Origin of the sequence: Comamonas sp. CMM03 (assembly GCF_019218715.1) — a bacterium.
Taxonomy (GTDB): Bacteria; Pseudomonadota; Gammaproteobacteria; order Burkholderiales; family Burkholderiaceae_C; genus Comamonas; species Comamonas terrigena.
Genome location: NZ_JAHUXB010000004.1, coordinates 89,672 through 112,456, shown reverse-complemented (window position 1 = coordinate 112,456; position 22,785 = coordinate 89,672). Strand labels below are relative to the sequence as shown.

General features: G+C 65.0%; 21 protein-coding genes. 11 read left to right on the top strand and 10 right to left on the bottom strand.

The window, feature by feature from the left end:
* Nucleotides 1-214: 214 nt before the first annotated feature.
* Entirely contained in the window at nt 215-1,609 is a 1,395-nt protein-coding gene (mpl, locus tag KW830_RS14430) for a UDP-N-acetylmuramate:L-alanyl-gamma-D-glutamyl-meso-diaminopimelate ligase (protein WP_218333542.1), read from the top strand.
* A gap of 88 nt (nt 1,610-1,697) precedes the next feature.
* Here the strand turns inward: mpl and KW830_RS14425 are convergent, their stop codons facing one another.
* Complete coding sequence (locus KW830_RS14425; RefSeq protein ID WP_192334201.1) at nt 1,698-2,252, bottom strand: shikimate kinase; 555 nt, start codon at nt 2,250-2,252, stop codon at nt 1,698-1,700.
* A gap of 255 nt (nt 2,253-2,507) precedes the next feature.
* Here KW830_RS14425 and KW830_RS14420 point away from each other — a divergent pair, with 255 nt between their 5' ends.
* On the top strand, nt 2,508-4,823 hold the full coding sequence (locus KW830_RS14420) for a penicillin-binding protein 1A (protein WP_218333796.1): 2,316 nt from the start codon (nt 2,508-2,510) through the stop codon (nt 4,821-4,823).
* A 124-nt stretch (nt 4,824-4,947) separates the two neighbouring features.
* Here KW830_RS14420 and cyaY read toward each other — a convergent pair whose 3' ends face one another.
* A complete protein-coding gene (cyaY, locus tag KW830_RS14415; RefSeq protein WP_066537680.1) occupies nt 4,948-5,283 on the bottom strand; it encodes an iron donor protein CyaY in 336 nt (111 codons plus the stop codon).
* Between the two features lie 12 nt (nt 5,284-5,295).
* On the opposite strand from cyaY, the gene KW830_RS14410 reads away from it, so the two are divergent.
* Nucleotides 5,296-5,481 carry a lipoprotein gene (locus tag KW830_RS14410; RefSeq protein WP_083520458.1) on the top strand — a complete coding sequence of 62 codons (186 nt, stop codon included), beginning with the start codon at nt 5,296-5,298 and terminating at the stop codon, nt 5,479-5,481.
* Nucleotides 5,482-5,682: 201 nt separating this feature from the next.
* Entirely contained in the window at nt 5,683-6,540 is an 858-nt protein-coding gene (locus KW830_RS14405) for an MBL fold metallo-hydrolase (protein WP_218333541.1), read from the top strand.
* Nucleotides 6,541-6,552: 12 nt separating this feature from the next.
* On the opposite strand, the gene KW830_RS14400 is transcribed toward KW830_RS14405, so the two are convergent.
* The 5 genes from KW830_RS14400 to KW830_RS14380 form a co-directional block, all read right to left on the bottom strand.
* Entirely contained in the window at nt 6,553-7,206 is a 654-nt protein-coding gene (locus KW830_RS14400; RefSeq protein WP_218333540.1) for a sulfite oxidase heme-binding subunit YedZ, read from the bottom strand.
* Entirely contained in the window at nt 7,206-8,222 is a 1,017-nt protein-coding gene (gene msrP / locus KW830_RS14395; RefSeq protein WP_218333539.1) for a protein-methionine-sulfoxide reductase catalytic subunit MsrP, read from the bottom strand. The genes KW830_RS14400 and msrP overlap by 1 nt, the downstream gene beginning before the upstream one ends.
* A gap of 254 nt (nt 8,223-8,476) precedes the next feature.
* Nucleotides 8,477-9,820 carry a c-type cytochrome biogenesis protein CcsB gene (ccsB, locus tag KW830_RS14390; RefSeq protein ID WP_066537688.1) on the bottom strand — a complete coding sequence of 448 codons (1,344 nt, stop codon included), beginning with the start codon at nt 9,818-9,820 and terminating at the stop codon, nt 8,477-8,479.
* Entirely contained in the window at nt 9,817-11,973 is a 2,157-nt protein-coding gene (locus tag KW830_RS14385) for a cytochrome c biogenesis protein ResB (protein WP_066537690.1), read from the bottom strand. Before KW830_RS14385 ends, ccsB begins: the two co-directional genes overlap by 4 nt.
* 136 nt (nt 11,974-12,109) lie before the next feature.
* Entirely contained in the window at nt 12,110-12,733 is a 624-nt protein-coding gene (locus tag KW830_RS14380) for a cytochrome c (RefSeq protein WP_066537692.1), read from the bottom strand.
* A gap of 75 nt (nt 12,734-12,808) precedes the next feature.
* On the opposite strand from KW830_RS14380, the gene yihA reads away from it, so the two are divergent.
* Together yihA and KW830_RS14370 are read left to right on the top strand one after the other, a co-directional pair.
* Nucleotides 12,809-13,555: a ribosome biogenesis GTP-binding protein YihA/YsxC gene (yihA, locus tag KW830_RS14375; protein WP_066537698.1), complete on the top strand. Its 747-nt coding sequence runs from the start codon at nt 12,809-12,811 to the stop codon at nt 13,553-13,555.
* A gap of 48 nt (nt 13,556-13,603) precedes the next feature.
* On the top strand, nt 13,604-14,563 hold the full coding sequence (locus tag KW830_RS14370; RefSeq protein WP_218333538.1) for an alpha/beta fold hydrolase: 960 nt from the start codon (nt 13,604-13,606) through the stop codon (nt 14,561-14,563).
* A gap of 25 nt (nt 14,564-14,588) precedes the next feature.
* On the opposite strand, the gene KW830_RS14365 is transcribed toward KW830_RS14370, so the two are convergent.
* Complete coding sequence (locus KW830_RS14365) at nt 14,589-15,464, bottom strand: lysophospholipid acyltransferase family protein (protein ID WP_066537701.1); 876 nt, start codon at nt 15,462-15,464, stop codon at nt 14,589-14,591.
* Nucleotides 15,461-16,324: a lysophospholipid acyltransferase family protein gene (locus KW830_RS14360; RefSeq protein WP_218333537.1), complete on the bottom strand. Its 864-nt coding sequence runs from the start codon at nt 16,322-16,324 to the stop codon at nt 15,461-15,463. Before KW830_RS14360 ends, KW830_RS14365 begins: the two co-directional genes overlap by 4 nt.
* A 124-nt stretch (nt 16,325-16,448) precedes the next feature.
* Between KW830_RS14360 and metK the strand changes: the two genes are divergently transcribed.
* The gene (gene metK, locus KW830_RS14355; RefSeq protein WP_066537706.1) at nt 16,449-17,633 is read left to right on the top strand and encodes a methionine adenosyltransferase; all 1,185 of its coding nucleotides are present in this window, start codon (nt 16,449-16,451) and stop codon (nt 17,631-17,633) included.
* A gap of 193 nt (nt 17,634-17,826) precedes the next feature.
* Nucleotides 17,827-18,000 carry a DUF1328 domain-containing protein gene (locus tag KW830_RS14350; protein WP_083520464.1) on the top strand — a complete coding sequence of 58 codons (174 nt, stop codon included), beginning with the start codon at nt 17,827-17,829 and terminating at the stop codon, nt 17,998-18,000.
* A gap of 62 nt (nt 18,001-18,062) precedes the next feature.
* Here the strand turns inward: KW830_RS14350 and KW830_RS14345 are convergent, their stop codons facing one another.
* Nucleotides 18,063-18,743 carry an NUDIX domain-containing protein gene (locus tag KW830_RS14345; RefSeq protein WP_066537710.1) on the bottom strand — a complete coding sequence of 227 codons (681 nt, stop codon included), beginning with the start codon at nt 18,741-18,743 and terminating at the stop codon, nt 18,063-18,065.
* A gap of 153 nt (nt 18,744-18,896) precedes the next feature.
* Here KW830_RS14345 and KW830_RS14340 point away from each other — a divergent pair, with 153 nt between their 5' ends.
* From KW830_RS14340 to KW830_RS14330, 3 genes are all read left to right on the top strand, one after another.
* On the top strand, nt 18,897-19,742 hold the full coding sequence (locus tag KW830_RS14340) for a cysteine hydrolase (protein WP_218333536.1): 846 nt from the start codon (nt 18,897-18,899) through the stop codon (nt 19,740-19,742).
* A 64-nt stretch (nt 19,743-19,806) separates the two neighbouring features.
* Nucleotides 19,807-21,003, top strand: a complete 1,197-nt coding sequence (gene pncB / locus KW830_RS14335; protein WP_066537717.1) for a nicotinate phosphoribosyltransferase — start codon at nt 19,807-19,809, stop codon at nt 21,001-21,003.
* A 55-nt stretch (nt 21,004-21,058) separates the two neighbouring features.
* Nucleotides 21,059-22,768 (top strand): NAD+ synthase, encoded by a 1,710-nt coding sequence (locus KW830_RS14330; protein WP_066537719.1) that lies wholly within the window; start codon nt 21,059-21,061, stop codon nt 22,766-22,768.
* Nucleotides 22,769-22,785: the final 17 nt, after the last annotated feature.

Sequence of the window (22,785 nt, the reverse complement as noted above, 5' to 3'; positions counted from 1 at the left end):
GCCAGGAGCACGTCGCATGCGCCCCCGCCTGCGCATGCGTCCTTGCCGGCCTCGGCCCTGTCGGCGCTGTTGGTGTACCCCGCTGCGCCCCGCAGCATGCCCGCATGGGGCGACTTGCCAAAAATGTCTGCCACTGCAAAATTGGTAGCAACCGCTTGCATTCCATGCGCGGTGACCGCCGCCGCGGCATGGCCGGCCCCGTAGAATTGGGCACATGCATATTCACATCCTGGGGATTTGCGGCACCTTCATGGGCGGGGTGGCTGCATTGGCACGCGAGGCGGGCCATAAAGTGACCGGTTGCGACGCGGGCGTGTACCCGCCGATGAGCGACCAGTTGCGTGCCCTGGGCATCGAGCTGATTGAAGGCTACGGCGTGGAGCAACTGGCGCTGAAGCCCGATGTGTTCGTCGTGGGCAACGTCGTCAGCCGCGCACGCCTGGCCGACGGTTCGCCCAAATTCCCGCTGATGGAAGCCATCCTGGATGCCGGCCTGCCCTATACCAGCGGCCCGCAATGGCTGTCCGAGCATGTGCTGCAAGGCCGCCATGTGCTGGCCGTGGCCGGCACACACGGCAAGACCACCACCACGTCGATGCTGGCCTGGATCCTGGAATGCGCCGGCCTCACGCCCGGCTTTCTGGTCGGCGGCGTGCCGCTGGACTTTGGCCTCAGCGCCCGCCTGGGCCAGTTGGCCGCCGGCCAGGAGCGCCCGCTGTTCGTGATCGAGGCGGATGAATACGACACCGCCTTCTTCGACAAGCGCAGCAAGTTTGTGCACTACCGCCCGCGCACGGCCGTGCTGAACAACCTGGAATTCGACCACGCCGACATCTTTGACGATCTGGGCGCGATCGAGCGCCAGTTCCACCACCTGGTGCGTACCGTTCCGGCCACGGGACGCATTGTGAGCAACGGCCTGGAAGAATCGCTGACACGGGTGCTGAACCAGGGCTGCTGGAGCGAGGTGACGCATTTCGGCAGCGCCGTATCGGAATTCAGCGCCGAAGGCCCGGCCCACGCCTTTGAGGTGTTGCAACGCGGCCGCTCGGTGGCCCGCGTGGAATGGCAGCTGACTGGCGTACACAACCAGCTCAATGCGCTGGCGGCCATTGCCGCCGCCGAACATGTGGGCGTGTCGCCCCAGGTGGCGGCCGAAGCCCTGGGGCGCTTTCACAACGTCAAGCGCCGCATGGAACTGCGCGGCACGGTGCAGGGCATTGCCGTCTACGACGACTTTGCCCACCACCCCACGGCCATCCGCACCACGCTGGAAGGCCTGCGCAAACGCCTGGGCCAGAGCCCGCGCATCCTGGCCGTGTTCGAGCCGCGCAGCAACACCATGAAGCTGGGCACCATGAAATCCCAGCTGCCCTGGGCGCTGAAAGAGGCCGATCTGGTGTTCTGCCATACCGCCGGACTGGACTGGGATGTCTCCGGCGCCCTGGCCCCCCTGGGCGAAGCGGCCCGCAGCAGCAACGACCTGCCCACCCTGGTGAACATGATCGTGGAAGCCGCGCAGCCGGGCGACCATATCGTCTGCATGAGCAATGGCGGCTTTGGCAGCATCCACGCCAAGCTGCTGCACGCCCTGGCCCCGGCAGCCTGACCCGCCACCGGACGGGCACATTCTTCCACCCGGCGCTGCGTCCACTGGCCGCAGCGCTTTTTTACGTGTGGCGCCCGTTGACGCCCATTCAGGGCTGCGCGCGGGCCGGGACAATGCCCGCCATCTCGGCCTGCATGGCCACGCGGTGCAGCAGCTGGTGGGAAGACAAGCGGGCCGAATCGATCACGTAGTGCGCAATCTCGGCATACAGGGCATCCCGCGCCTCGAACAGCTCGCGCAGCCGCTGGGCCGGGTCGTCCACCTGCAGCAGGGGCCGGGTCTTGTCGTTGCGCAGGCGCTGGTACAGCTCTTCGGGCGAGGCCTTCAGATAGAACACATGGCAGTGCTGGTGCAGCACCTGGCGGTTGGCCTCGCGCAGCACCGCGCCACCGCCGGTGGCCAGAATCCGGGCCTGGCCATTGTCGGCACACAGCTGCGCAATCACCGCCTGCTCCAGATCGCGAAATGCCGCCTCGCCGTGGGCCGCAAAGAAGTCGCGCACCGGGCCGCCCGTGCGCGCTTCGATTTCATGGTCGGAGTCGATGAAGGGAATCCCCCAGCGCTTGGACAGATGCCGTCCCACGGTTGATTTTCCCGAGCCGGGCAGGCCGACCAATGCCACGATCTTGCTGTTGGATTCCATCTCTTCCTAGCTTCCTAGCGTTCAAGCACCACCTCAGCGCCAGACGCCATTTTCCGTCAAGCTGCGCGGCACCATGCACACGCGGCCTGACGCGGTGTCGTTTCCAAGGTCGGGCAACTGCCACAACCTGTTTCAGCCTGGCTTAAAGCACGCTTCCTATAATGCCTACCCACTTCTGCGTGGAGCGACATGCCTACTTCCTCTCCGAACAACGAGAAGACCACCTCCAACGCCTCCCCCAAGTCCCCACGAAAAATGCACTGGCTTCCCAAGTCGCTGCTGTGGCTCTTGGGCGTGATGGCAGCGGGCTTCGTGGCCATTCTGCTGACTGTTGCCGTGGCTCTGGCCATGGCCTATCCCAACCTGCCAGACGTTTCCGAACTGGCCGACTACCGGCCCAAGCTGCCCCTGCGCGTCTACTCGACCGAGGGTGCCTTGCTGGGTGAATTTGGCGAAGAGCGGCGCACACTCACGCCCATCGCCGACATCCCCAAGGTGATGGTCGACGCCGTGCTGGCCATTGAAGACACCCGCTTTTTCGAGCACGGTGGCGTGGACTACAAGGGCATGCTGCGTGCGGCCCTGGCCAACCTCGGCCGGGTCAAGAGCCAGGGTGCGTCCACCATCACCATGCAGGTGGCGCGCAATGTGTACCTCTCTTCCGAGAAGACCTACACCCGCAAGATCTACGAAATCCTGCTGACCTTCAAGCTGGAACACCTGCTCTCCAAGGAACAGATCCTGGAGATCTACATGAACCAGATCTACCTGGGCAACCGCGCCTACGGTTTTGCCGCCGCCAGCGAAGCCTATTTCGGCAAGCCGCTGAAGGACATCACCGTGGCCGAAGCGGCCATGCTGGCAGGCCTGCCCAAGGCACCATCGGCCTACAACCCGATCAGCAACCCCAAGCGCGCCCATATCCGCCAGCAGTACATCATCGACCGCATGCAGGACAACGGCTTCATCACGGCGCAGCAGGCCGAGCAGGCCCGCGCCGAGCCGCTGCAGCTGAAGAATTCGAGTGCCGCCAACACCCGCGTGCACGCCGAATATGTGGCTGAAATGGTGCGCCAGCTGGTGTTTGCCCAGTATGGCAATGACGCCTACACGCGCGGCCTGAACGTCTACACCACACTCAATGCCGGTGAACAGGAAGCCGCGTACAACGCGCTGCGCCAGGGTCTGATGGACTATGAGCGCCGCCAGCGCTACCGAGGTCCGGAGAAGTTCGTCGCCCTGCCGGCCGATGCACAGGCCCAGGAAGATGTGATCGACGACGCGCTGGCATCGCACCCGGACAACGGCGACCTGCTGGCCGCCGTGGTGCTGGAAGCCTCGGCCCGCAAGATCGTGGCCCAGCGCCCGGATGGCGAGAAGCTCCAGATCACGGGCGATGGCCTCAAACCCGTGCAATCCGGACTGAGCGACAAGGCGCCGCCCAATATCAAGCTGCGCCCTGGCGCCGTGATCCGCGTGGCCAAGACCAAGGCCGGCTGGGAAGCCACACAGCTGCCCGAGGTGGAAGGCGCGTTTGTGGCGCTGACCCCGCAGACCGGCGCCATCCGCGCCCTGGTGGGTGGTTTTGACTTCGACAAGAACAAGTTCAACCACGTCACCCAGGCCTGGCGCCAGCCGGGCTCCAGCTTCAAGCCGTTCATCTACTCGGCCGCGCTGGAAAAAGGCTTCACGCCCGCCACCATGATCAACGATGCCCCGCTGTTCTTCAGCGCGGGTGTCACCGGTGGTCAGCCCTGGGAGCCCAAGAACTACGACAGCCGCTACGACGGGCCCATGACCATGCGCACGGGCCTGAACAAGTCCAAGAACATGATCTCCATCCGTCTGCTGCAGGCCGTCGGCCCCAAGCAGGGCCAGGAGTGGATCACCCGCTTCGGGTTTGATGCCGCCAAGCATCCGGCCTACCTGACCATGGCCCTGGGCGCCGGCTCGGTGACGCCGATGCAGCTGGCGGCCGCCTACGCCGTGTTTGCCAACGGCGGACACCGCGTCAATCCCTGGCTGATCGCCAAGATCACCGACTACAAGGGCCGCGTGCTGTCGGAATACACGGCGCCTCCGCTGGAGCAACTGCCCCAGGCCATCGAGCCGCGCAACGCCTTCATCATGAGCAGCCTGCTGCAGGATGTGGCCCGCGTGGGCACGGCGGCCAAGGCCCAAGCCACCCTCAAGCGCCCAGACCTGTATGGCAAGACCGGCACCACCAACGATGCGATGGATGCCTGGTTCGCCGGCTACCAGCCCACGCTGGCAGCCGTCACCTGGATCGGCTATGACACCCCGCGCAACCTGGGCTCCCGCGAAACCGGCGGCGGCCTGAGCCTGCCAGTGTGGATCAACTTCATGCAGCACGCGCTCAAGGGCGTTCCCGTGGCCGAAATGCCCGTGCCGCCTGGCGTGGTCAATGTCGGCGGTGAATGGTTCTACGAGGAATACGCGCGCAACGCCGGCGTCAGCAGCCTCGGCATGGACGATGCTGCAGCGGAAGGCGCCACCACCGCGCCGCCGCCCGAGGAACGCAGCCGCATCCTGGACCTGTTCCGCAACTGATCGGGCCCCAGGCACAAAAAAAACCGCATGCACCACGCATGCGGTTTTTTTATGTCCCACGGACGCTGGGCACCAGACCCAGGCCTTGCACCGGGGCCCCGAGTGCCAAGGCCAGGGGCCGCGGTCAGCCCTGGGCGGTGAATGACAGCGCCAGCCCCGACTGCTCGGAGGCGTAGGTGCTCAAACGTTCAAAGAACTCACCCGCCCCCTTGGTGTCCTGCCACTGCTCCCCATCCAGGCGAAAATGGAAGCCACCGGCCTTGGCCGCCAACCACACTTCGTGCAGTGGCTTTTGCAGATTGATGATGATCTGGCTGCGGTTGGGGAACACCAATGTCACCATCCCGCCTACGCGCTGGGCGTCGACATCGGCATCGGAGGTGTCGTTGATGCGGTCTGCAGACTGCTCGACCGCCAGCAACAGCTGTTCCGCACGGTCCAAGAATTCAAGGTCGGTCATTACAATTCGCACATGTTGAGAGCTTCCCAAATTCTAATCAGGACTTTTGTCCTTGCCGCCAGTACGGCAGCCCTGTGGGGCTGCGGCCAGCGTGGCCCGCTGTATCTGCCGACCGATCCGGCCGCCGCGCAGCGTGCCACCCTGCCCGAAACCCTGAATCCGATGGCAGACACCCCCGGCAAACCTGCCGGCCAATGATGCCCTGCGGCTGGGAGAGCGCCAACGCCTCCCGGCAATGTCGCCAGAAGCCATTCCCAACGACATCCAGGCGCTGATGGAGGTGCCAGCCCCATGGCATCCCCAGAATTGGTGGTACGGGTTCGCTTTTGAGGCACATCAACCGGCACGCCAGGGGGGCGGCATACATTGCCCTCCCCTGTTCCTGACCGGAGTTTCCCCATGGCTGTCGAGCTTTACCGCAATCCCCAGCATGTCTGCCTGATGTTCACCGACCTGGTGGAAGAAGACGGCCAGGCCGTGCAGTCCAACCAGTTCCTGGTGATCGACCATGGTGTGGGCGCCCTCATCGACCCGGGTGGCAACCTGGCGTTTCACGGGCTGTTTGCCAGCATGGCGCCCCACTTCCCGCCGCCGCGGTTGTCGTACCTGCTGGCCTCACATGCCGATCCGGACATCATCGCCTCGCTGGACCAGTGGCTGACCAGCACCCGTGCCATGCTGGTCATCTCGCGCATCTGGGAACGCTTTGCCCCGCATTTCACCAAGGTGGGGCAGACCCAGGACCGCATCATTGCCGTGCCGGACGAAGGCGCCCGCCTGCCGCTGGGCCGCAGCACGCTGTGGCTGGTGCCAGCGCATTTTCTGCATGCAGAGGGCAATTTCCACTTCTACGACCCGGTCAGCCGCATCCTGTTCACCGGGGATCTGGGCGCCTCCATGGTCTCGGGCACACAGGCCAGCCAGCCCGTGCGCGAACTGGCCCCGCATCTGCCCCACATGGAAGCCTTTCACCGCCGCTACATGGTGTCCAACAAGATCCTGCGCCTGTGGACCGCCATGGCCCGCCAGCTGGACGTGGACATGCTGGTGCCGCAGCATGGCGCGCCCATCCAGGGCGCCCAGGCGATCGCGGACTTCTATGCGTGGCTGGACGGCCTGGCCTGCGGCATCGACCTGATGGATGCCAGCGCCTACCAGTTGCCGCGCGACCGCATCGATCTGACGACCCGCCGCACCATGCCCCCGACCCCTGCGCCAGCGCCTTCGCTGGCCCGCAGCGACCAGACCACGCACTGAGCGCCCGCCCGGCTATCGGGCTGCCGGCTTGCGCCGCGCCCACATCCGCCAACCCAGCAGCACCGCCAGCAAGCCGCCATACACCGCCACTTCCGCCGTGTCGTTCTTGCCGGTCCTCATCCAGTAGAAATGCAGCAAGGCCAGCAGCCCCGCGCCATACACGATGCGGTGCACACGCTGCCAGCGCACGCCCCCCAGCCAGCGCAGCACCACACGCGGTGATGTCAGCGCCAGCACCAGCAACAGCACGAAGGTGAGCATGCCCACCAGAATGAAGGGGCGCTCCAGCACATCCGCCACGATATCGCCCCACACCCAGCCCTGGTCCAGCCAGGCGTAGCACGCCAGGTGCAGCACCGCGTAGAAAAAGGCGAACAGCCCCAGCAGGCGGCGCAGGCGCGCCAAGGCATTCAGACGCAGCCACTGCCGCAGCGGCGTCACCGCCAAGGCCAGCCACAGCGCGCGCAAGGCCCAGTCGCCGGTGCCGCGGATCAGGGCCTCCGCCGGGTTGGCACCCAGACTGTCGGCCAGCACGCCCCATACCAGCCAGGCCAGTGGCAGCAGCCACAGCCCCCACACCACCGGCTTGGCCGCGCGCGACAGCAGCGCCCGCTGCAGCGCAGCGTGCCAGCCCGACTCGCCCCCGGACACTGCAGTGCGTGCCATCAGAAATTGCTTTTCAGGTCCATGCCGGCGTACAGGCCGGCCACCTGGTCGCCATAGCCGTTGAACAGCAGGGTCTTGCGCTTGGGTGCCAGCAAGCCGCCGTCCCCGATGCGCCGTTCGGTGGCCTGGCTCCAGCGCGGATGCGGCACCTCGGGGTTCACATTGGAGTAGAAACCGTATTCGTTGCGCGCGGCCTTGTTCCAGGCCGTGGCGGGCATGGCCTCCACAAAGCGGATCTTGACGATGCTCTTGGCGCTTTTGAAGCCGTACTTCCACGGTACCACCAGCCGCACCGGCGCGCCGTTCTGCGTGGGCAGCACTTCACCGTACATGCCAAAGGCCAGCAGCGTCAGCGGGTGCAGCGCCTCGTCCAGCCGCAGGCCTTCGGTATAGGGCCAGTCCAGCACGCGCGAGCGCAGGCCGCGCATGTGCTCGGCATCGGCCAACGTGACGAACTGCACATACCTGGCACTGCCCAGCGGCTCCACCTTGCGGATCAGCGCCGCCAGCGAGTAACCCACCCAGGGGATGACCATGCTCCAGCCTTCCACGCAGCGCAGGCGGTAAATGCGCTCCTCCATGGGGCTGAGCTTGAGCAGGTCCTCCAGCGCCCAGGTGCCCGGCTTGTGCACCAGCCCTTCCACCTGCACGCTCCACGGACGGATGGGCAGCGCATCGGCATAGCGGGCCGGGTCGTCCTTGCCGGTCCCGAATTCATAGAAGTTGTTGTAGCTGCTGGCGTCCCGGTAGGACGTGATCTTCTCCATGGTCGCCGCGCCTGCCACCGACGATGTGGCGCCCGGCAGGGCCGCCAGCTTGCCACCGCCCGGGCTGGCTGCCGCCAGGGCATCACGTCCGGCCCAGCCGGCCAGGGCAGCGCCGGCCGCGCCACTGGCCGCCCACTGCAGCCAGGCACGGCGCTGGGCATAAACGGCAGGAGACGTGATCTCGCTGGCCGCAGGCGCAGGGAAAGCAGGAGAAACAGGGAAAGCCGTGCGTGTGCGGGAGGTGTTCATGGTCGCGCTCCGAAAACTGTGCAGAGGTGCAGCGTCAGGGTGAGATCATGCACCCGCATGCCAGTTCCCTGAAGCACCGTGCAACCCTTGCAACCCAGTGACGGCCACAGCGCGCTGCCATGCGCCCCATACAAAACGGAGTGCCTGGTTCGCTGACCGTGGGTTCTTCAGGCCGTCTCCGGTCTGAAATCCGCCGCGTCCGCGCACCAGGCACTCCGCATTTTTTTTGCAGTGGGGCCTCCACGGCCCACGACTTACAGCTCGCCGTAGCTGTGCAAGCCGCTCAGGAACATGTTCACCCCCAGGAAGGCAAAGGTGGTGACGGCCAGGCCCACCAGGGCCCACCAGGCCGACACCGTGCCGCGCAGGCCCTTCATCAGGCGCATGTGCAGCCAGGCCGCGTAGTTCAGCCACACGATCAGCGCCCAGGTCTCCTTGGGGTCCCAGCTCCAGTAGCCGCCCCAGGCCTCGGCCGCCCACAGCGCGCCCAGCACCGTGGCGATGGTGAAGAAGGCAAAGCCCACGGCGATGGACTTGTACATCACATCATCCAGGATCTCGAAGGCCGGCAGGCGTGCGGCAATGGGCTTGCGGGCCGCCAGGATGGCGCCCACGATCAGTGCCGAGATGCCGAAATAGACCAGCCAGTAGCTGCTGCCCGTGGCCTGGCTCTGGCGGAAGGCCAGCGGCTCGAAGCACAGGGCCACACCCAGCAGCCATAGCGGCGCCAGCTTGTACCACTTGGTCTCCTCGGCCTGCTGCTTGATCAGGTAGGCGAACGAGACCATGGCGGCCAGCGCGAACGTGCCGTAGCCGATGAAATTGGCCGGCACGTGCAGCTTCATCCACCAGCTCTTGAGGGCCGGCACCAGCGGCTGGATTTCATGCGCCTCGCGCACCACGGTGTACCACAGCAGAAAGCCCACGGCAGCACTGACCACCAGCATCACAAAGCCGCCCAGGGCGCGGGTGTTGTACTGCTGTTCGTAGTACAGGTAGAACACCGTGGTCATCCAGATGAACATCACGAACACTTCGTACAGATTGCTCACCGGGATATGGCCGATGTCCGGGCCCAGCAGATAGCTTTCGTACCAGCGCACCATGGTACCCACCAGGGCCATGGTCACGGCCACCCAGGCAATGCGCGAGCCCAGCATGCCCATGGTGTCGCGCTCGCCCTTGGCAAACAGGCCGATCCAGTAAAACACCGTGGCGATGAAGCACAGCACGCACATCCACAGGATCGCGGACTGGCTGGAGAGGAAGTACTTGAGGCCGAACACGGCATCCGCACGGTCGATGTGCGCCACCCCGTCGGCGCCCTGGTAGAGCCAGATCCCCAGCAATGCCAGCGCGGCCACCACCACCATCAGCTTCTGCAGCGGACGCCAGAACCAGCCCAGCCAGACGGCACAGGGAATGGTGCCGATCAGGATCGCCTTTTCATAGACATCCATGAACGCACCATAGCGCTGGAAGGCAAACAGCCCGCCAGCCAAGGCCAGCACGGCAAAAACCCAGTCCATCCAGTTGCGCTTGGCCAGAAAGCCTTCGTTCAAGGAGATGGTCGTGGTCGTGGGGGTTGCGGTATTCATACTGATCGCTCCGTAGCGTTTGCAGTGGCAGCGGGTGCTGCTATTAATTTCTCAGCCAGTTGGGCGAACTCGCGGTCGGTGTCCATGGTCTTGCGGTTCGTCGACAGGGCCATCGTGGCCTGGCTGCCCTGGCCTGCCGGCGCCACCCACACCCACAGGCGACGGTCGCGCACATAGAGCATGGCAAAGACGCCCAGAATCAGGAAGAAGCAGCCCAGGTAGACGATGTTCTTTCCGGGGGCCCGTGCCACCTGGAACACGCTGGCCTGGACCTGCTTGAAGTCTTCCAGCATGAAGGCCATGGGCGCCGGGTAGAACTGTGCATCGCTGAGCGAGAACACTGCCTGCGTCATGAAGGACAGCGTCTGCTCGCCCGGCTCCAGCGGCTTGAGGCCGGCTTTTTCGCGCGACAGCTGCGCCAGGTCAAACAACACGCCGTTCAGGATACGGATCAGCACCTCGCTGGCGCGGTCGCGCTCGGACTCCGGCACGCTGGCTTCCATGAACTGCGAGATGGCCTGCAGGCCACCATTGGGCTTGCCGTCCGCTGCGGGCGTACCGGCAAACAGGGTCACCGCACGCAGGGCCGACTGGGCCAGCGCATCGCGCAGGTCCGCGCGGTCCGATGCCACCGCCTGGCGGGCATAGCGCTGCACCGCCTCCTTCAGCATCGCAGGGTCTTGCAGGGCGGCGCGCAGGCGCATGAAGCCGTCCATGCTGCCCTGGTCATCGGCCGGCACCCGCAGGAAGCGGAACGGCTCGGCCGGCGTTTCCCGCACGCCCAGCAGGAACACCGGCACGCCTTCGCCCATGTCCACGGGCAGCATGTAGTTCTGGTATTCACGGGCCTGGCCCGAAGCATCGCGCAGCTTGTAGCCGATGCTGGGGCCCACGTTGCGCAGTTCCTTTTCGGTGGCCGTCTTGTGGCCTGCGCCCAGGCGCGACTCGATGGAGCTACGCAAATCCACCTTGCGCACATCCACGGCGGCGTCGCCGGCCTTCTTGCGGGCGGCAAAATTCTCCACGTTGATGGTGCGCAGCTCGGTGAACTCCAGCGCCATCTGCTTGGCCGCGCCCACCTGCTCCAGCTGGGTGCTGCTGCCGATGATGCCTTCCACGCCGAAAGGCTTGGAGCCGGCCACAAACGGCACGCTGCGCAGCTTCACGCTGGAGCCGCCATCGTCAAAGCTGGACTGGTAGATCTCGATGCCCTTGTAGCTGGCCGGGTGGTTCACCTCGATGCGCTTTTCCAGCTGTTCGCCCGTTTCCCGGTCGTGGATGACCACCTCGCTGGCAAACAGCTTGGGCATGCCGGTGGAGTAGTACTCCACGATGAATTTCTTGAGCTCTACCGCAAACGGCAGCTCCTGCAGCAGCACGCCATCGGACTGGCTCAGGATGGCAGTGCCGGCCTGTGTGCCTTCGGCCACCATCAGATTGCCGCGGAACGTGGGATTGTTCAGCGACAGGCGGTGCTGGGCGGGCACATCGGAAATGCGGCCTGCACCGGTGTAAGGCGTCTTGCCGCCAAACCACATCTGGGCGCGCACCACCATGTCGCCATCCAGCAGACCGCCCAGGCAGATCAGCACGATGGCGCTGTGCGCCGCGATGTAGCCGATCTTGTTGGCGGCTCCAGCCTTGGCCGCCAGCATGTAACCCTTGCCATCGGCGGTGTCGCGCTCCTGCAGTTTCACCTTCCAGCCACCGCGCGCCAGCATGCCGCCAATGCGCTGGGCCGCCGCATCGGCCGACTCGGTCAGCATGTTCTGGGCCTTGTGGTGAAAAGCCTGCAGGCTTTTCTCGCGGATGTTTTCCTTGTAGTTGCGCAGGTCGGCCAGGTACTTGGGCACATGGCGCATCAGGCACAGTGTGGTGCTGGTCACCAGAAAAGCCAGAATCAGCAGAAACCACCAGGCGCTGTAGACCGCATTGAGCTTGATGGCCAGGAACAACTCGGCCCAGAACGGACCAAACTGGTTGACGTAGTTGACCAGCGGCTCGTGCTGCTTGAGCACGGTGCCGATCACCGAGGCAATACAAATAATGGTCAGCAGCGCAATGGCAAAGCGCATCGATGCCAACAACTCCATGAACGACCGCAGGACATGCGAGCGTTGGTCGGAGCGGGCGCTGGGAGAGGATTCAGACATGGGGAGCACACAACACGGCGCGTAAGCAAAACAGGCGGGGCCATCCCTTGTGTGGATGGACCCGCCTGTTTGGGTTTATTTTTGGGCGGCTAGTTCCCTGCATGCACGACACCTTGGTGTGCCATGCAGCCTGGCTTCAGCGCAGGCCGGCAATATAGTCGGCCACCGCCTTGATTTCGCGATCATTCATCTTAGCAGCGACGTCCTTCATCTGCGGGCTGTTCTTGCGAACACCATCCCGGAAGGATTGGAGTTGCTTGACGGTGTAGTCCGCATGCTGACCCGACAGGCGCGGGTACTGCACCGGAATGCCGGCGCCATTGGGGCTGTGGCAACCCACGCAGGCCGCCACCTTGCGGTCGGCAATGCCGCCGCGGTAGATGCGCTCGCCCAGGGTGACCAGCTCCTTGTCGGTGGCGAAGCCGGGCTTGGCGGGCTGCTTGGCCAGCCAGGCCGCAATGTTCTGCATGTCGCCATCGGACAGCGTGCTGGCAAAGCCCTTCATAACCGGGTCAGCGCGCTTGTCGTTCTTGAACTCCTGCAGCTGCTTGACCAAATACTCTGGATGCTGGTGTGCCAATTTAGGATTAGCGACAATAGACGAATTGCCATCCGCGCCGTGACAGGCAGCACAGACGGCAGTAAAGCTAGCCTCTCCCTTGGCCAGATCGGGCTTAGCGGAAGTTTCACCGGCCGCAAAGGCCGAAAGAGCGGGTGCTGCCAATGCGGCAGCCGTCAGCAACGAGGCAAGCAGCTTCATAAGATCGAGGGTCTGGTTATATATGCGCGAAACCTCTGGATTCTACAATGAGGCCCTTTCGCATAGATATACCCCATGACCAACATCAATCCCGCTTTTGCTGCGGGTCAAGAAACTGCGTTGATTGATCCCAAACTGGCCATGGGCTGGATGCATACGGCACGGTTTTTGACAACCGCCGCCCAACTCCACCAATTGCCCGAAATTACCGTCCCCGAAATTGCCTTCGTGGGCCGTTCCAACGCGGGCAAATCCACGTCCATCAACACTTTGACGCAGCAAAAGCAATTGGCTTTCGCGTCCAAGAAACCGGGCCGCACCCAGCACATCAACCTGTTTTCCCTGGGGAAACAGGGCGTCACCGACGCCGTGCTGGCCGATTTGCCCGGTTATGGCTATGCCGCAGTGTCCCGCTCGGACAAGCAGCGCTGGCAGCAGGTGATGCTGAACTACCTGATTCAGCGCGAAAGCCTGACCGCCGTGGTGCTGCTGTGCGATCCCCGCCTGGGCCTTACCGAACTGGACGAAGCCCTGCTGGACGCCCTGCGCCCGCGCGTGGCCCAGGGCCTGAAGTTCCTGGTGCTGCTGACCAAGGCCGACAAGCTGACCCGCGCCGAGCAGGCCAAGGTGCTGTCCATCACCAAGCTCAATGCCGGTGGTGGCGAGGTGCGCCTGTTCTCGGCCCTCAAGAGGCAGGGCGTGGACGATGTGGCCCAGCTGCTCTGGCATTGGTGCCACCCCGAAGGTCTGGCGCCCGCCACACCGGCCCACGCAGCAGACGCCCCGGCGGCGGACAGCGCCAGCCCGCGCAATACCGCATAGACGCCGCCCCGCACTTTGGGGAATATGGCGCCAACTCACGGAGGTGCCATGATCGAAACCATCCGCCATCACCTGCCCCAGGGCATCACGCTGGACTGCAGGGCCTGCGGAGCCCCTGGAAAACCCCTGTTGCTGTTTGTGCACGGCTTTCCAGAAGGGGCCTTCATCTGGGATGGCGTGATGACGCCATTTTCCGACCGGTGGCGCTGCGTGGCGCCCGACCTGCGCGGCTACGGCCACTCCAGCCAGCCGGCCGACGTGGCGGCCTACCGCCCCAAAGCCCTGGTGCAGGACCTGGTGGAGCTGATCGCGCGCGAAAGCCCGGGCCAGCCAGCCGCCTGCGTGATCGCCCATGACTGGGGGGGTGCACTGGCCTGGAACCTGGCCATCCAGCACCCGCAACTGCTGGAGCAGTTGCTGATCATCAACGCCCCCCACCCCGGCACATTCTTGCGCGAGCTGCAGCACAACCCGGCCCAGCAGGCAGCCAGCCAGTACATGCATTTTCTGCGCCGCCCCGATGCGGCCGACAAGCTGCTGGCCGATGGCGCACGGCGGCTGTGGGACTTCTTTCGCACACCGGCCGGCACCCTGCCCGACTGGCTGACACCCGAGCTGCAGGCCTGTTACCTGGCGCACTGGCAACAGTCACTGGCCACGGCCTGCCACTACTACAGCGCAAGCCCTCTGGTGCCGCCGCGGGAGGCGGACCACAGCATCCTGCAGCTCCAGCTACCCGACAGCCTGCTGAGCACCCCCGTGCCCACCCAGGTGCTGTGGGGCATGGACGATGTGGCGCTGCGGCCCGAGCTGCTGAACGGTCTGGAGCAGTGGGTACCCCACCTGACGGTGGAGCCCGTGCCCGGTGCCAGCCACTGGCTGGTGCACGAGCAGCCCGCGGTGGTGATCCGCAGCCTGCACCAGCTGCTGCTGTCCGCGCTCACCCACCGCACGGCGCCCGCACCGACCCAGAGTGCATCGACAGCCGATCTGCCTTTGGATTACTGAATCAGTGAATCAGTGAATCACTGAATCACCGGTACAGCGAAGGCTGGCCTTCGGGCCGCGTCTTGAAGCGCTTGTGCACCCAGTAGTACTGGGCCGGCATGGTGCGGATGGCGGCTTCCAGCTCGCGGTTCATGCGGGCGGTGTCGGCCACATGGTCATCGGTGGGAAAGTCCTCCCAGGCGGGGGTGAGCTCGGCCACATAGCCCTCGGGCGTCATGCGGTTGTACAGCGCCACCACCTTGGCCTTGCCCAGCCGGGCAAAGCGCGACAGCGAGGGAATGGTCGCCACTTCGGGCACGGCAAAGAACGGCACAAAGACCGAATCGTTGCGACCATAGTCCATGTCCGGCAGCAGGTACAGCAGACCTCCCTTGCGCAGGCACTGGATGATGGGCTTCACGCCATCGGCGCGGTTGAGCATCTTCACATTGCCAAAACGCTGGCGGCCAGTCATGAACCAGTCGTCCAGCACCGGGTTGGGGTTGGTGGCGAAGATGGAGGTGAATTCGCGCGTGGTGTTCAAGGGCAGCGCCAGACCGCCGGCATCCATGCTGTAGAAATGGGGGGCAAACACGATGGTCGGCGTATCACCCTCCAGCTCGTGCGTGGCACCCACCAGCTTGACCCGGCTGCGCACCAGCGCCTCGGAGCCGAACCACAGCCAGCTGCGATCCAGAAAGGTCTGGCAGAACACCACAAAACTTTCCCTGGCCCAGGCCTTGCGCTGGGCTTCGGGCACCTCCGGAAAGCACAGCTCGAAATTGCGCAGCGCCACCTTGCGGCGCGGGCGCGCCAGCAGAAACAGCAGATGGCCCAGTCCACGCCCCATGCCACGCAGCACCGGCAGCGGCAGTGTGGCCAGGACATGCATCAGGCCGATACCCAGCTTGCTCCAGTTCATGCGTCGGCTTTCTGCGCGGCCGCTTCAGCCACGGCTTCCTTGCGTGGCAGCTTGTAGCGGCCATAGCCCCACAGATACTGCTGCGGGCATTGGCGGATGGTGTGCTCCATGGCCTGGTTGATCTGCACCACGGCAGCCTCCAGCTCGTCAGACAGTGGCACCGGCATTTCCTCAAAAAACAATTCGAACCCCCGCCCCCAGGACAGGCGCTCGCAGCGCGCCAGCACCACGGTGGCGCCGGTCTGCAGCGCCAGGCGCGCAGCCAGCGTCATGGTGTAGGCCTCTTTGCCGAAGAACGGCGCCCACTGCCCCTGGCCGTCCGGAGGCACCTGGTCGGGCAGCAGGCCCACGGCCTCGCCCTTGCGCAGGGCCTTGATCATCTGGCGCACCCCCGACAGATTGGTGGGCACCGCCTGGATGCCGGCGCGGTTGCGCGCCGTCAGCATCAGCTCGGCCAGCCAGGCCTGCTTGGCCGGACGGTAGAGGATGGTGATGGGCCCATGCTCCCCCGACCAGCGCTGCGCGGCGGCCTGCACCGACAGCTCGAAGCAGCCCAGATGCGGCGTCAGATACAGAATACCCTTGCCGCGCGCCCAGGCCTGCTCCACCACCTCGGCCCCATGGATGGTGTTGACCTGGGTGGTGCGCACCCACAGGCGCGGGGACTCGAACACCATGCGACCGGCATGCCCCACCGCCGCGGCCACCTCCCCGAAGCGGTAGCCCGCCTGCGCAGTGTTGGCCAGGAAGCGGCGCCGGTAGGTGGGCGACAGCAGCCATGCCAGCCAGCCCATGGCAGCACCCACGGCATGCAGCAGGCCCAATGGCAACGCGGAAAAAATTCGAAACAGGGAAAGCATTAGAATAGGGGCTGTCGCCGAGTTAACAGAGCAACTTGCAGGGCGACGTAAAACAAAACTGCTAAAGCGTTCGCCCGACTCCTTTGGCCGAGCAACGCAATCGGCTAGAACAGGAGTTTATTCAATGGCGAACGATTTTCTTTTTACCTCCGAATCCGTCTCGGAAGGCCATCCCGACAAGGTTGCGGACCAGATTTCCGATGCGATTCTGGACGCCATTTTCACCCAAGACCCCTACAGCCGCGTGGCGGCAGAGACACTGACCAACACCGGTCTGGTGGTATTGGCCGGTGAAATCACCACCGGCGCCAACGTGGACTACATCCAGGTGGCCCGCGACACCATCAAGCGCATCGGCTACGACAACACCGACTACGGCATCGACTACAAGGGCTGCGCCGTGCTGGTGGCCTATGACAAGCAAAGCCAGGACATCGCCCAGGGCGTGGACAAGGCCAGCGACGACGAACTGAACATCGGCGCCGGCGACCAGGGCCTGATGTTCGGCTACGCCTGCGATGAAACGCCCGAGCTGATGCCCGCCCCCATCTACTACGCCCACCGCCTGATGGAACGCCAGGCCCAGCTGCGCAAGGATGGCCGCCTGCCTTTCCTGCGCCCCGACGCCAAGAGCCAGGTGACCATGCGCTATGTGGACGGCAAGCCCCACAGCATCGACACCGTGGTGCTGTCCACCCAGCACAGCCCCGACCAGTCGGAAACCGCGACCAAGATGAAGGCATCGTTCACCGAAGCCATCATCGAAGAGATCATCAAGCCCGTGCTGCCCAACGAATGGCTGCAGAACACCAAGTACCTGATCAACCCCACGGGCCGTTTCGTCATCGGCGGCCCGCAAGGTGACTGCGGTCTGACCGGCCGCAAGATCATTGTGGACACCTACGGTGGTGCCTGCCCCCACGGCGGCGGCGCTTTCTCGGGCAAGGACCCGTCCAAGGTGGACCGCTCGGCAGCCTACGCCGCCCGCTATGTGGCCAAGAACGTGGTCGCCGCCGGTCTGGCACGCCAGTGCCAGGTGCAGGTGGCCTACGCCATCGGCGTAGCCCGCCCGATGAACATCACCGTGTACACCGAAGGCACGGGCGTGATCCCCGACGACCAGATCTCCAAGCTGGTGGCCGAGCACTTCGACCTGCGCCCCAAGGGCATCATCCAGATGCTGGACCTGCTGCGCCCCATCTACAGCAAGACCGCGGCTTACGGCCACTTCGGCCGCGAAGAGCCGGAATTCACCTGGGAACGTACCGACAAGGCGGCCGCACTGCGCGCCGCTGCCGGCCTGAAGTAATTCTTCGGTACCGCTCCCTCCCAAGCCAGGCTCTGCCTGGCTTTTTTCATGCCCGGCCCGGCCATGCCCCGCCGTGTCTGGGGCGCCGCCATTGTCGTCCTTGGCCTACCCGGATTGCAGCCCTGCCCTGCACGCGGCCACCCCCGAATCGGCCTACCCTGGGGCCATCGTCAACAACCTAGGAGGTGCGCACATGCTGAAGTGGGCCATCATCTTTGCCATCATCTCGCTGGTCGCCGGGGTCTTGGGCTTTACCGGCGTGGCCTCCGGCGCCGCCGGAATCGCCAAGATCCTGTTCTATATCTTCATCGTGGTCGCCGTCATCTTTGTGGTGCTGGCGTTGCTGGGGATCGGCGCCGTCGCCTAGCAGCCCTCCCACTCTCCACCCGGCCTGCCTTGCGCAGGCTTTTTCACGACCGGCAAGCGCTGCTACAGCCCGCGCACGCTCAGCGCCAGCGCCTGCTGGAACGGCGCACGCACCCGGTACAGCTGGGCCGGACGGTGGGCGCCACCGCTGCGCATGGCACCGGGCACGGCTTCCAGCAGCTGCATTTCATCCATTTTGCGGCGAAAGCTGACCTTGTTCAGCGGCTCGCCCAGGATGCTTTCATAGACCTGCTGGAGCTGGGGCAAGGTGAATGTCTCGCCGCACAGGTGCACAGGCAGCGAGGAGTACTGGCTTTTGTTGCGCACCCGCGCCAGCGCGGCCGCCACGATGGCATGGTGGTCGAACGGCAGCTGGCCCAGGGCCGCCACCGGCACCCGTTTCACCCCGTCATGCGGCGGCAGCTGTGCACTGGACACCAGGGCGCAATAGGCAATGGCCACCGACCAGCCACGCGGATCGCGCGCCGGGCCGCTGAACGTGGCCAGCTGTTCCAGATAGGCACCCGCAATGCCCACCTTGTCCCGCAGCACCCGCACGGCGCTGTCCTGGGCATCGGCGTCTTCCTGGGCATGGATATAGCCACCCGGCAAGGCCCAGACACCTTCAAACGGCGGCTGGCTGCGGCGCACCAGCACCACGTGCAGCGCATCGTCCTGCAGCGTCAGCACCACCGTGTCCACGCTGACCAGTACCTGCGGATATGGCGCCTCTGTTTGATTCATCGTGATACCAAGTCCTTTTTTACACCACAGTATGCCTGCGAGCCATCCAATTCCTATTGACAACTTGCAGCACTGTACCCAAACCTGCGTTCAATCACTTAGTTGCAAAGTTGATTTAACAGGTTTACACTGACCGCAACGAGGAGAGACACCATGGCATCCACGACCCAGTTGCTGGTCATCGACCCCCAAAACGATTTCTGCGATCTGCCTGCGACCTGGTGGCCGGCCGCGCTGCCGGGCAGGCCCGCCACCACCGGCCCTGCGCTGTCGGTGGCCGGGGCCCATGCCGATATGCAGCGCCTGGCCGGCTGGATCGACCGCCACGCTGCGCGGCTGGACGGCATCACCATCACGCTGGACTCGCACCAGGCCTACGACGTGGCCCACCCCGCGTTCTGGCAGCAGCGCGATGGCAGCGCCGTGGCCCCGTTCACCCCCATCACCGCTGCCCAGGTGCGCTCCGGCGACTTCACGCCGCACGACGCCGCCGCCCTTCCCCGCGTGCTGCGCTACCTGGACGCGCTGGAAGCAGAAGGCCGCTACACCCTGATGGTCTGGCCGCTGCACTGCGAGATCGGCAGCTGGGGCCATGGCGTGCATGCCGATGTGCTGCAGGCCTGCCGCCACTGGCAGGCCGTGCAGCAGCGCGCCGTGCACCATGTGTTCAAGGGCATGAACCCATGGTCCGAGCACTACAGCGCCATCCGCGCCGAAGTGCCCGATCCGCAAGACCCTGGCACCAGCCTGAACCGCACCCTGCTCACCCACCTGGCCGCCTTCGACACCGTGGTGATCGCTGGCGAAGCCAGCAGCCACTGCGTGCGCGCCACCGTCGAGCACATCGTGCAGCACAGCGGTATGGCCCCCGACCGCCTGGTACTGCTGACCGACTGCATGAGCCCGGTGACCGGCTTCGAGGCCGCGCACGATGGCCTGGTGCAGCAGATGCGCGACTTGGGTGTACGCTGCACCAGCAGCACTGCATTCGGTTTATAAGAAATTAGGCTCAGGAGCCGCCTGCATCAACGGCAGAAGCTCCTATTTTTGAAGAGACAACGGCATGACGCCCATCATCACCAGCCTGCTCGACACGGACTTGTACAAGTTCACCATGTGGCAGGCCATGCTGCACCGCAACCCCCAGACCACCGCCGAGTACCGCTTTGCCTGCCGCAATGCCACGGCCTTTCCGCTGGCCGAACTGGAAGCCGAGGTGCGCGCCGAAATCGACCACCTCTGCGATCTGCGCTTCACCAAGGACGAGCTGGATTACGTGGGCAGCCTGCGCTACATCAAGAGCGACTTCATCGACTACCTGCGCCTGTTCCAGTACCAGCGGGACTTCATCACCGTCAAAGGCCAGACCGACGGCAGCCTGGCCATCGAAGCCCATGGCCCCCAGGTGCATGTGATGGGCTTCGAGATTCCGGTGCTGTGCATCGTCAACGAGCTGTATTTCCGCCGCCTGCAGCAGCCCGGCACGCTGGAGGAAGGGCGCCGCCGCCTGCAGGCCAAGATCGACCAGATGCGTGCCTTGAAGGGCGGCCCCACGCTGGCCCACCCGTTCGAGGTATCGGACTTCGGCCTGCGCCGGCGCTTTTCCGGCACCTGGCAGCGCGAAGTGGTCAGCACCCTGGCACGCGAGGTGCCGCAGTGGTTCAAGGGCACGTCCAGCGTGCTGCTGGCGCGCGATCTGGACATCTCGCCCATCGGTACCATGGCCCATGAATACATGCAGAGCTACCAGTCGCAAGGGGTGCGCCTGCGCGATTTCCAGAAGGCCGCGCTGGAAGACTGGGTGCAGGAATACCGGGGCGACCTGGGGATTGCGCTGACCGACACCGTGGGCATGGATGCTTTCCTGGAAGACTTCGACCTGTACTTTGCCAAGCTGTTCGATGGTCTGCGCCACGACTCGGGCGATCCCTTCGAGTGGGGCGAGAAAGCCCTGCGCCACTACCGCAAGCTGCGCATCAACACCCACAGCAAGCGCCTGGTGTTCTCCGACGGGCTGGACCTGGACAAGGCGCTGGCCCTGTGGCGTCACTTCGCCCCGCACATCCAGCTGGGCTTTGGCATCGGCACCAACCTCACCAATGACGTGGGCCTGCAGCCCCTGAACATCGTGATGAAGCTCACCCGCGCCAACGGCCAGCCGGTGGCCAAGATCTCCGACACGCCGGGCAAGACGCTGTGCGAAGACGAGACCTACCTCGCCTACCTGCGCCAGGTGTTCCACATCCCTGCTGCGGCCTGAACGCCGGCCACCGACACTGCCCCTGCACCGAATCCCAGCTTTCAAGGAGTCCTCCATGCTGCGCATCACCCTGGCCCAACTGAACATGACGGTGGGCGACGTCTCCGGCAATCTGCGCAAAATGGAAACAGCCGCACGCCAGGCCCACGAGGCCCAGGCAGACCTGGTGGTGTTTTCCGAGCTGTCGCTGTGCGGCTACTACCCCGAGGACATGCTGGACGAGCCGGCCTTCCTGGCCCGCTGCGCGCGCGGCCTGCAGGAACTGCTGGCCGCCACGCGCCAGTGGCCCGGACTGTGCTGGGTGGTGGGAGCCCCCACGCCCGCCCACGGCCCGGGCAAGCGCCTGCACAACAGCCTGCTGGTGCTGCAGGACGGCCAGGTCAAGCTGCAGTACGACAAGCAGCTGCTGCCCACCTACAACATCTTTGACGAGCGCCGCCATTTCGAGCCCGGGCGCGATGTGGCCAAGGTACTGCGCGTGGGCGATGCCCAGGTGGGCTTTCTGATCTGCGAAGACGGCTGGAACGACAGCGGCAGCGACTATGCCGTGAACCCGTTCGAACGCATGGCCGACGCCGCCCCCGACGTGGTGGTCAGCATCAATGCCAGCCCCTCCAACGTGGGCCGGCGCGAACAGCGCCACCAGGTGTTCAGTGCCGCCGCGCGCCGCCACGGCCTGCCCATCGTCTATGTCAACCAGGTGGGCGGACATGACCAGATCGTGTTCGACGGTGCCTCGTTTGCCATCGAGCCCGCCAGCGGCGTGGTGTTCGAGGCCGAGCGCTTTGCCGAGCACATCACCACGCTGCAACTGCACCGCGGCTGTTTCTCCCTGGGCAATGGCACGCCCACCCGGCCCGTGCCCGCGCAAGGCCTGTCCACCATGGCCTTCTACCGCGCACAGACCCGGCTGGGCCTGCGTGACTATGCCCGGCGCTGCGGTTTTCGCAAGGTGGTGGTGGGCAGCAGCGGCGGCATCGACAGCGCGCTGACCCTGGCCCTGGCCGCCGAGGCGCTGGGACCGGAGAACGTGACCGCCATCACCATGCCCAGCCGGATTTCCAGCAGCGGATCGGTGGACGATTCGGTCGCCCTGTGCCGCAATCTGGGCGTGGAACTGATCCACCACCCCATTGCCGCCCAGGTCGATGCATTTGCCCAGCAGTTCCAGGCCAGCTTTGGCGAACCGCTGGGCGGCCTGACGCTGGAGAATCTGCAGGCCCGCGTGCGCGGCACGGTGCTGATGGAGTACTCCAACTGCTATGGCCACCTGCTGCTGACCACCGGCAACAAGTCCGAGCTGTCGGTGGGCTACTGCACGCTGTATGGCGACACCAACGGCGGCCTGGGCCTACTGGGCGACCTGTACAAGACCGAGGTGTTTGCGCTGGCACGCCACATCAACGAAACCCATGGCCGCGAGGTGATTCCGCAGACCATCATCGACAAGCCGCCATCGGCCGAACTGGCACCGGGGCAGACCGACCAGGACAACCTTCCGCCCTACACGCTGCTGGACGCCATCCTCAAGCTGCTGATCGAAGGCAACGGACTGTCTGCCGCCGAGCATCTGGCGGCGCAGGAGACCGTGAACATGCTGCGGGCCACCCCCGAGGGCAAGGCCATGGTCGAGAAAGTCCGCCACCTGCTGCACCGCAGCGAATACAAGCGCCACCAGACCCCCCCGGTCATCCGCCTGCGCCAGCGTGCGTTCGGCAGCGGCCGGCAGATGCCGATTGCAGCCAGCTATGACTGGAGCGAATGACGGCCGCCCTGCCCTGC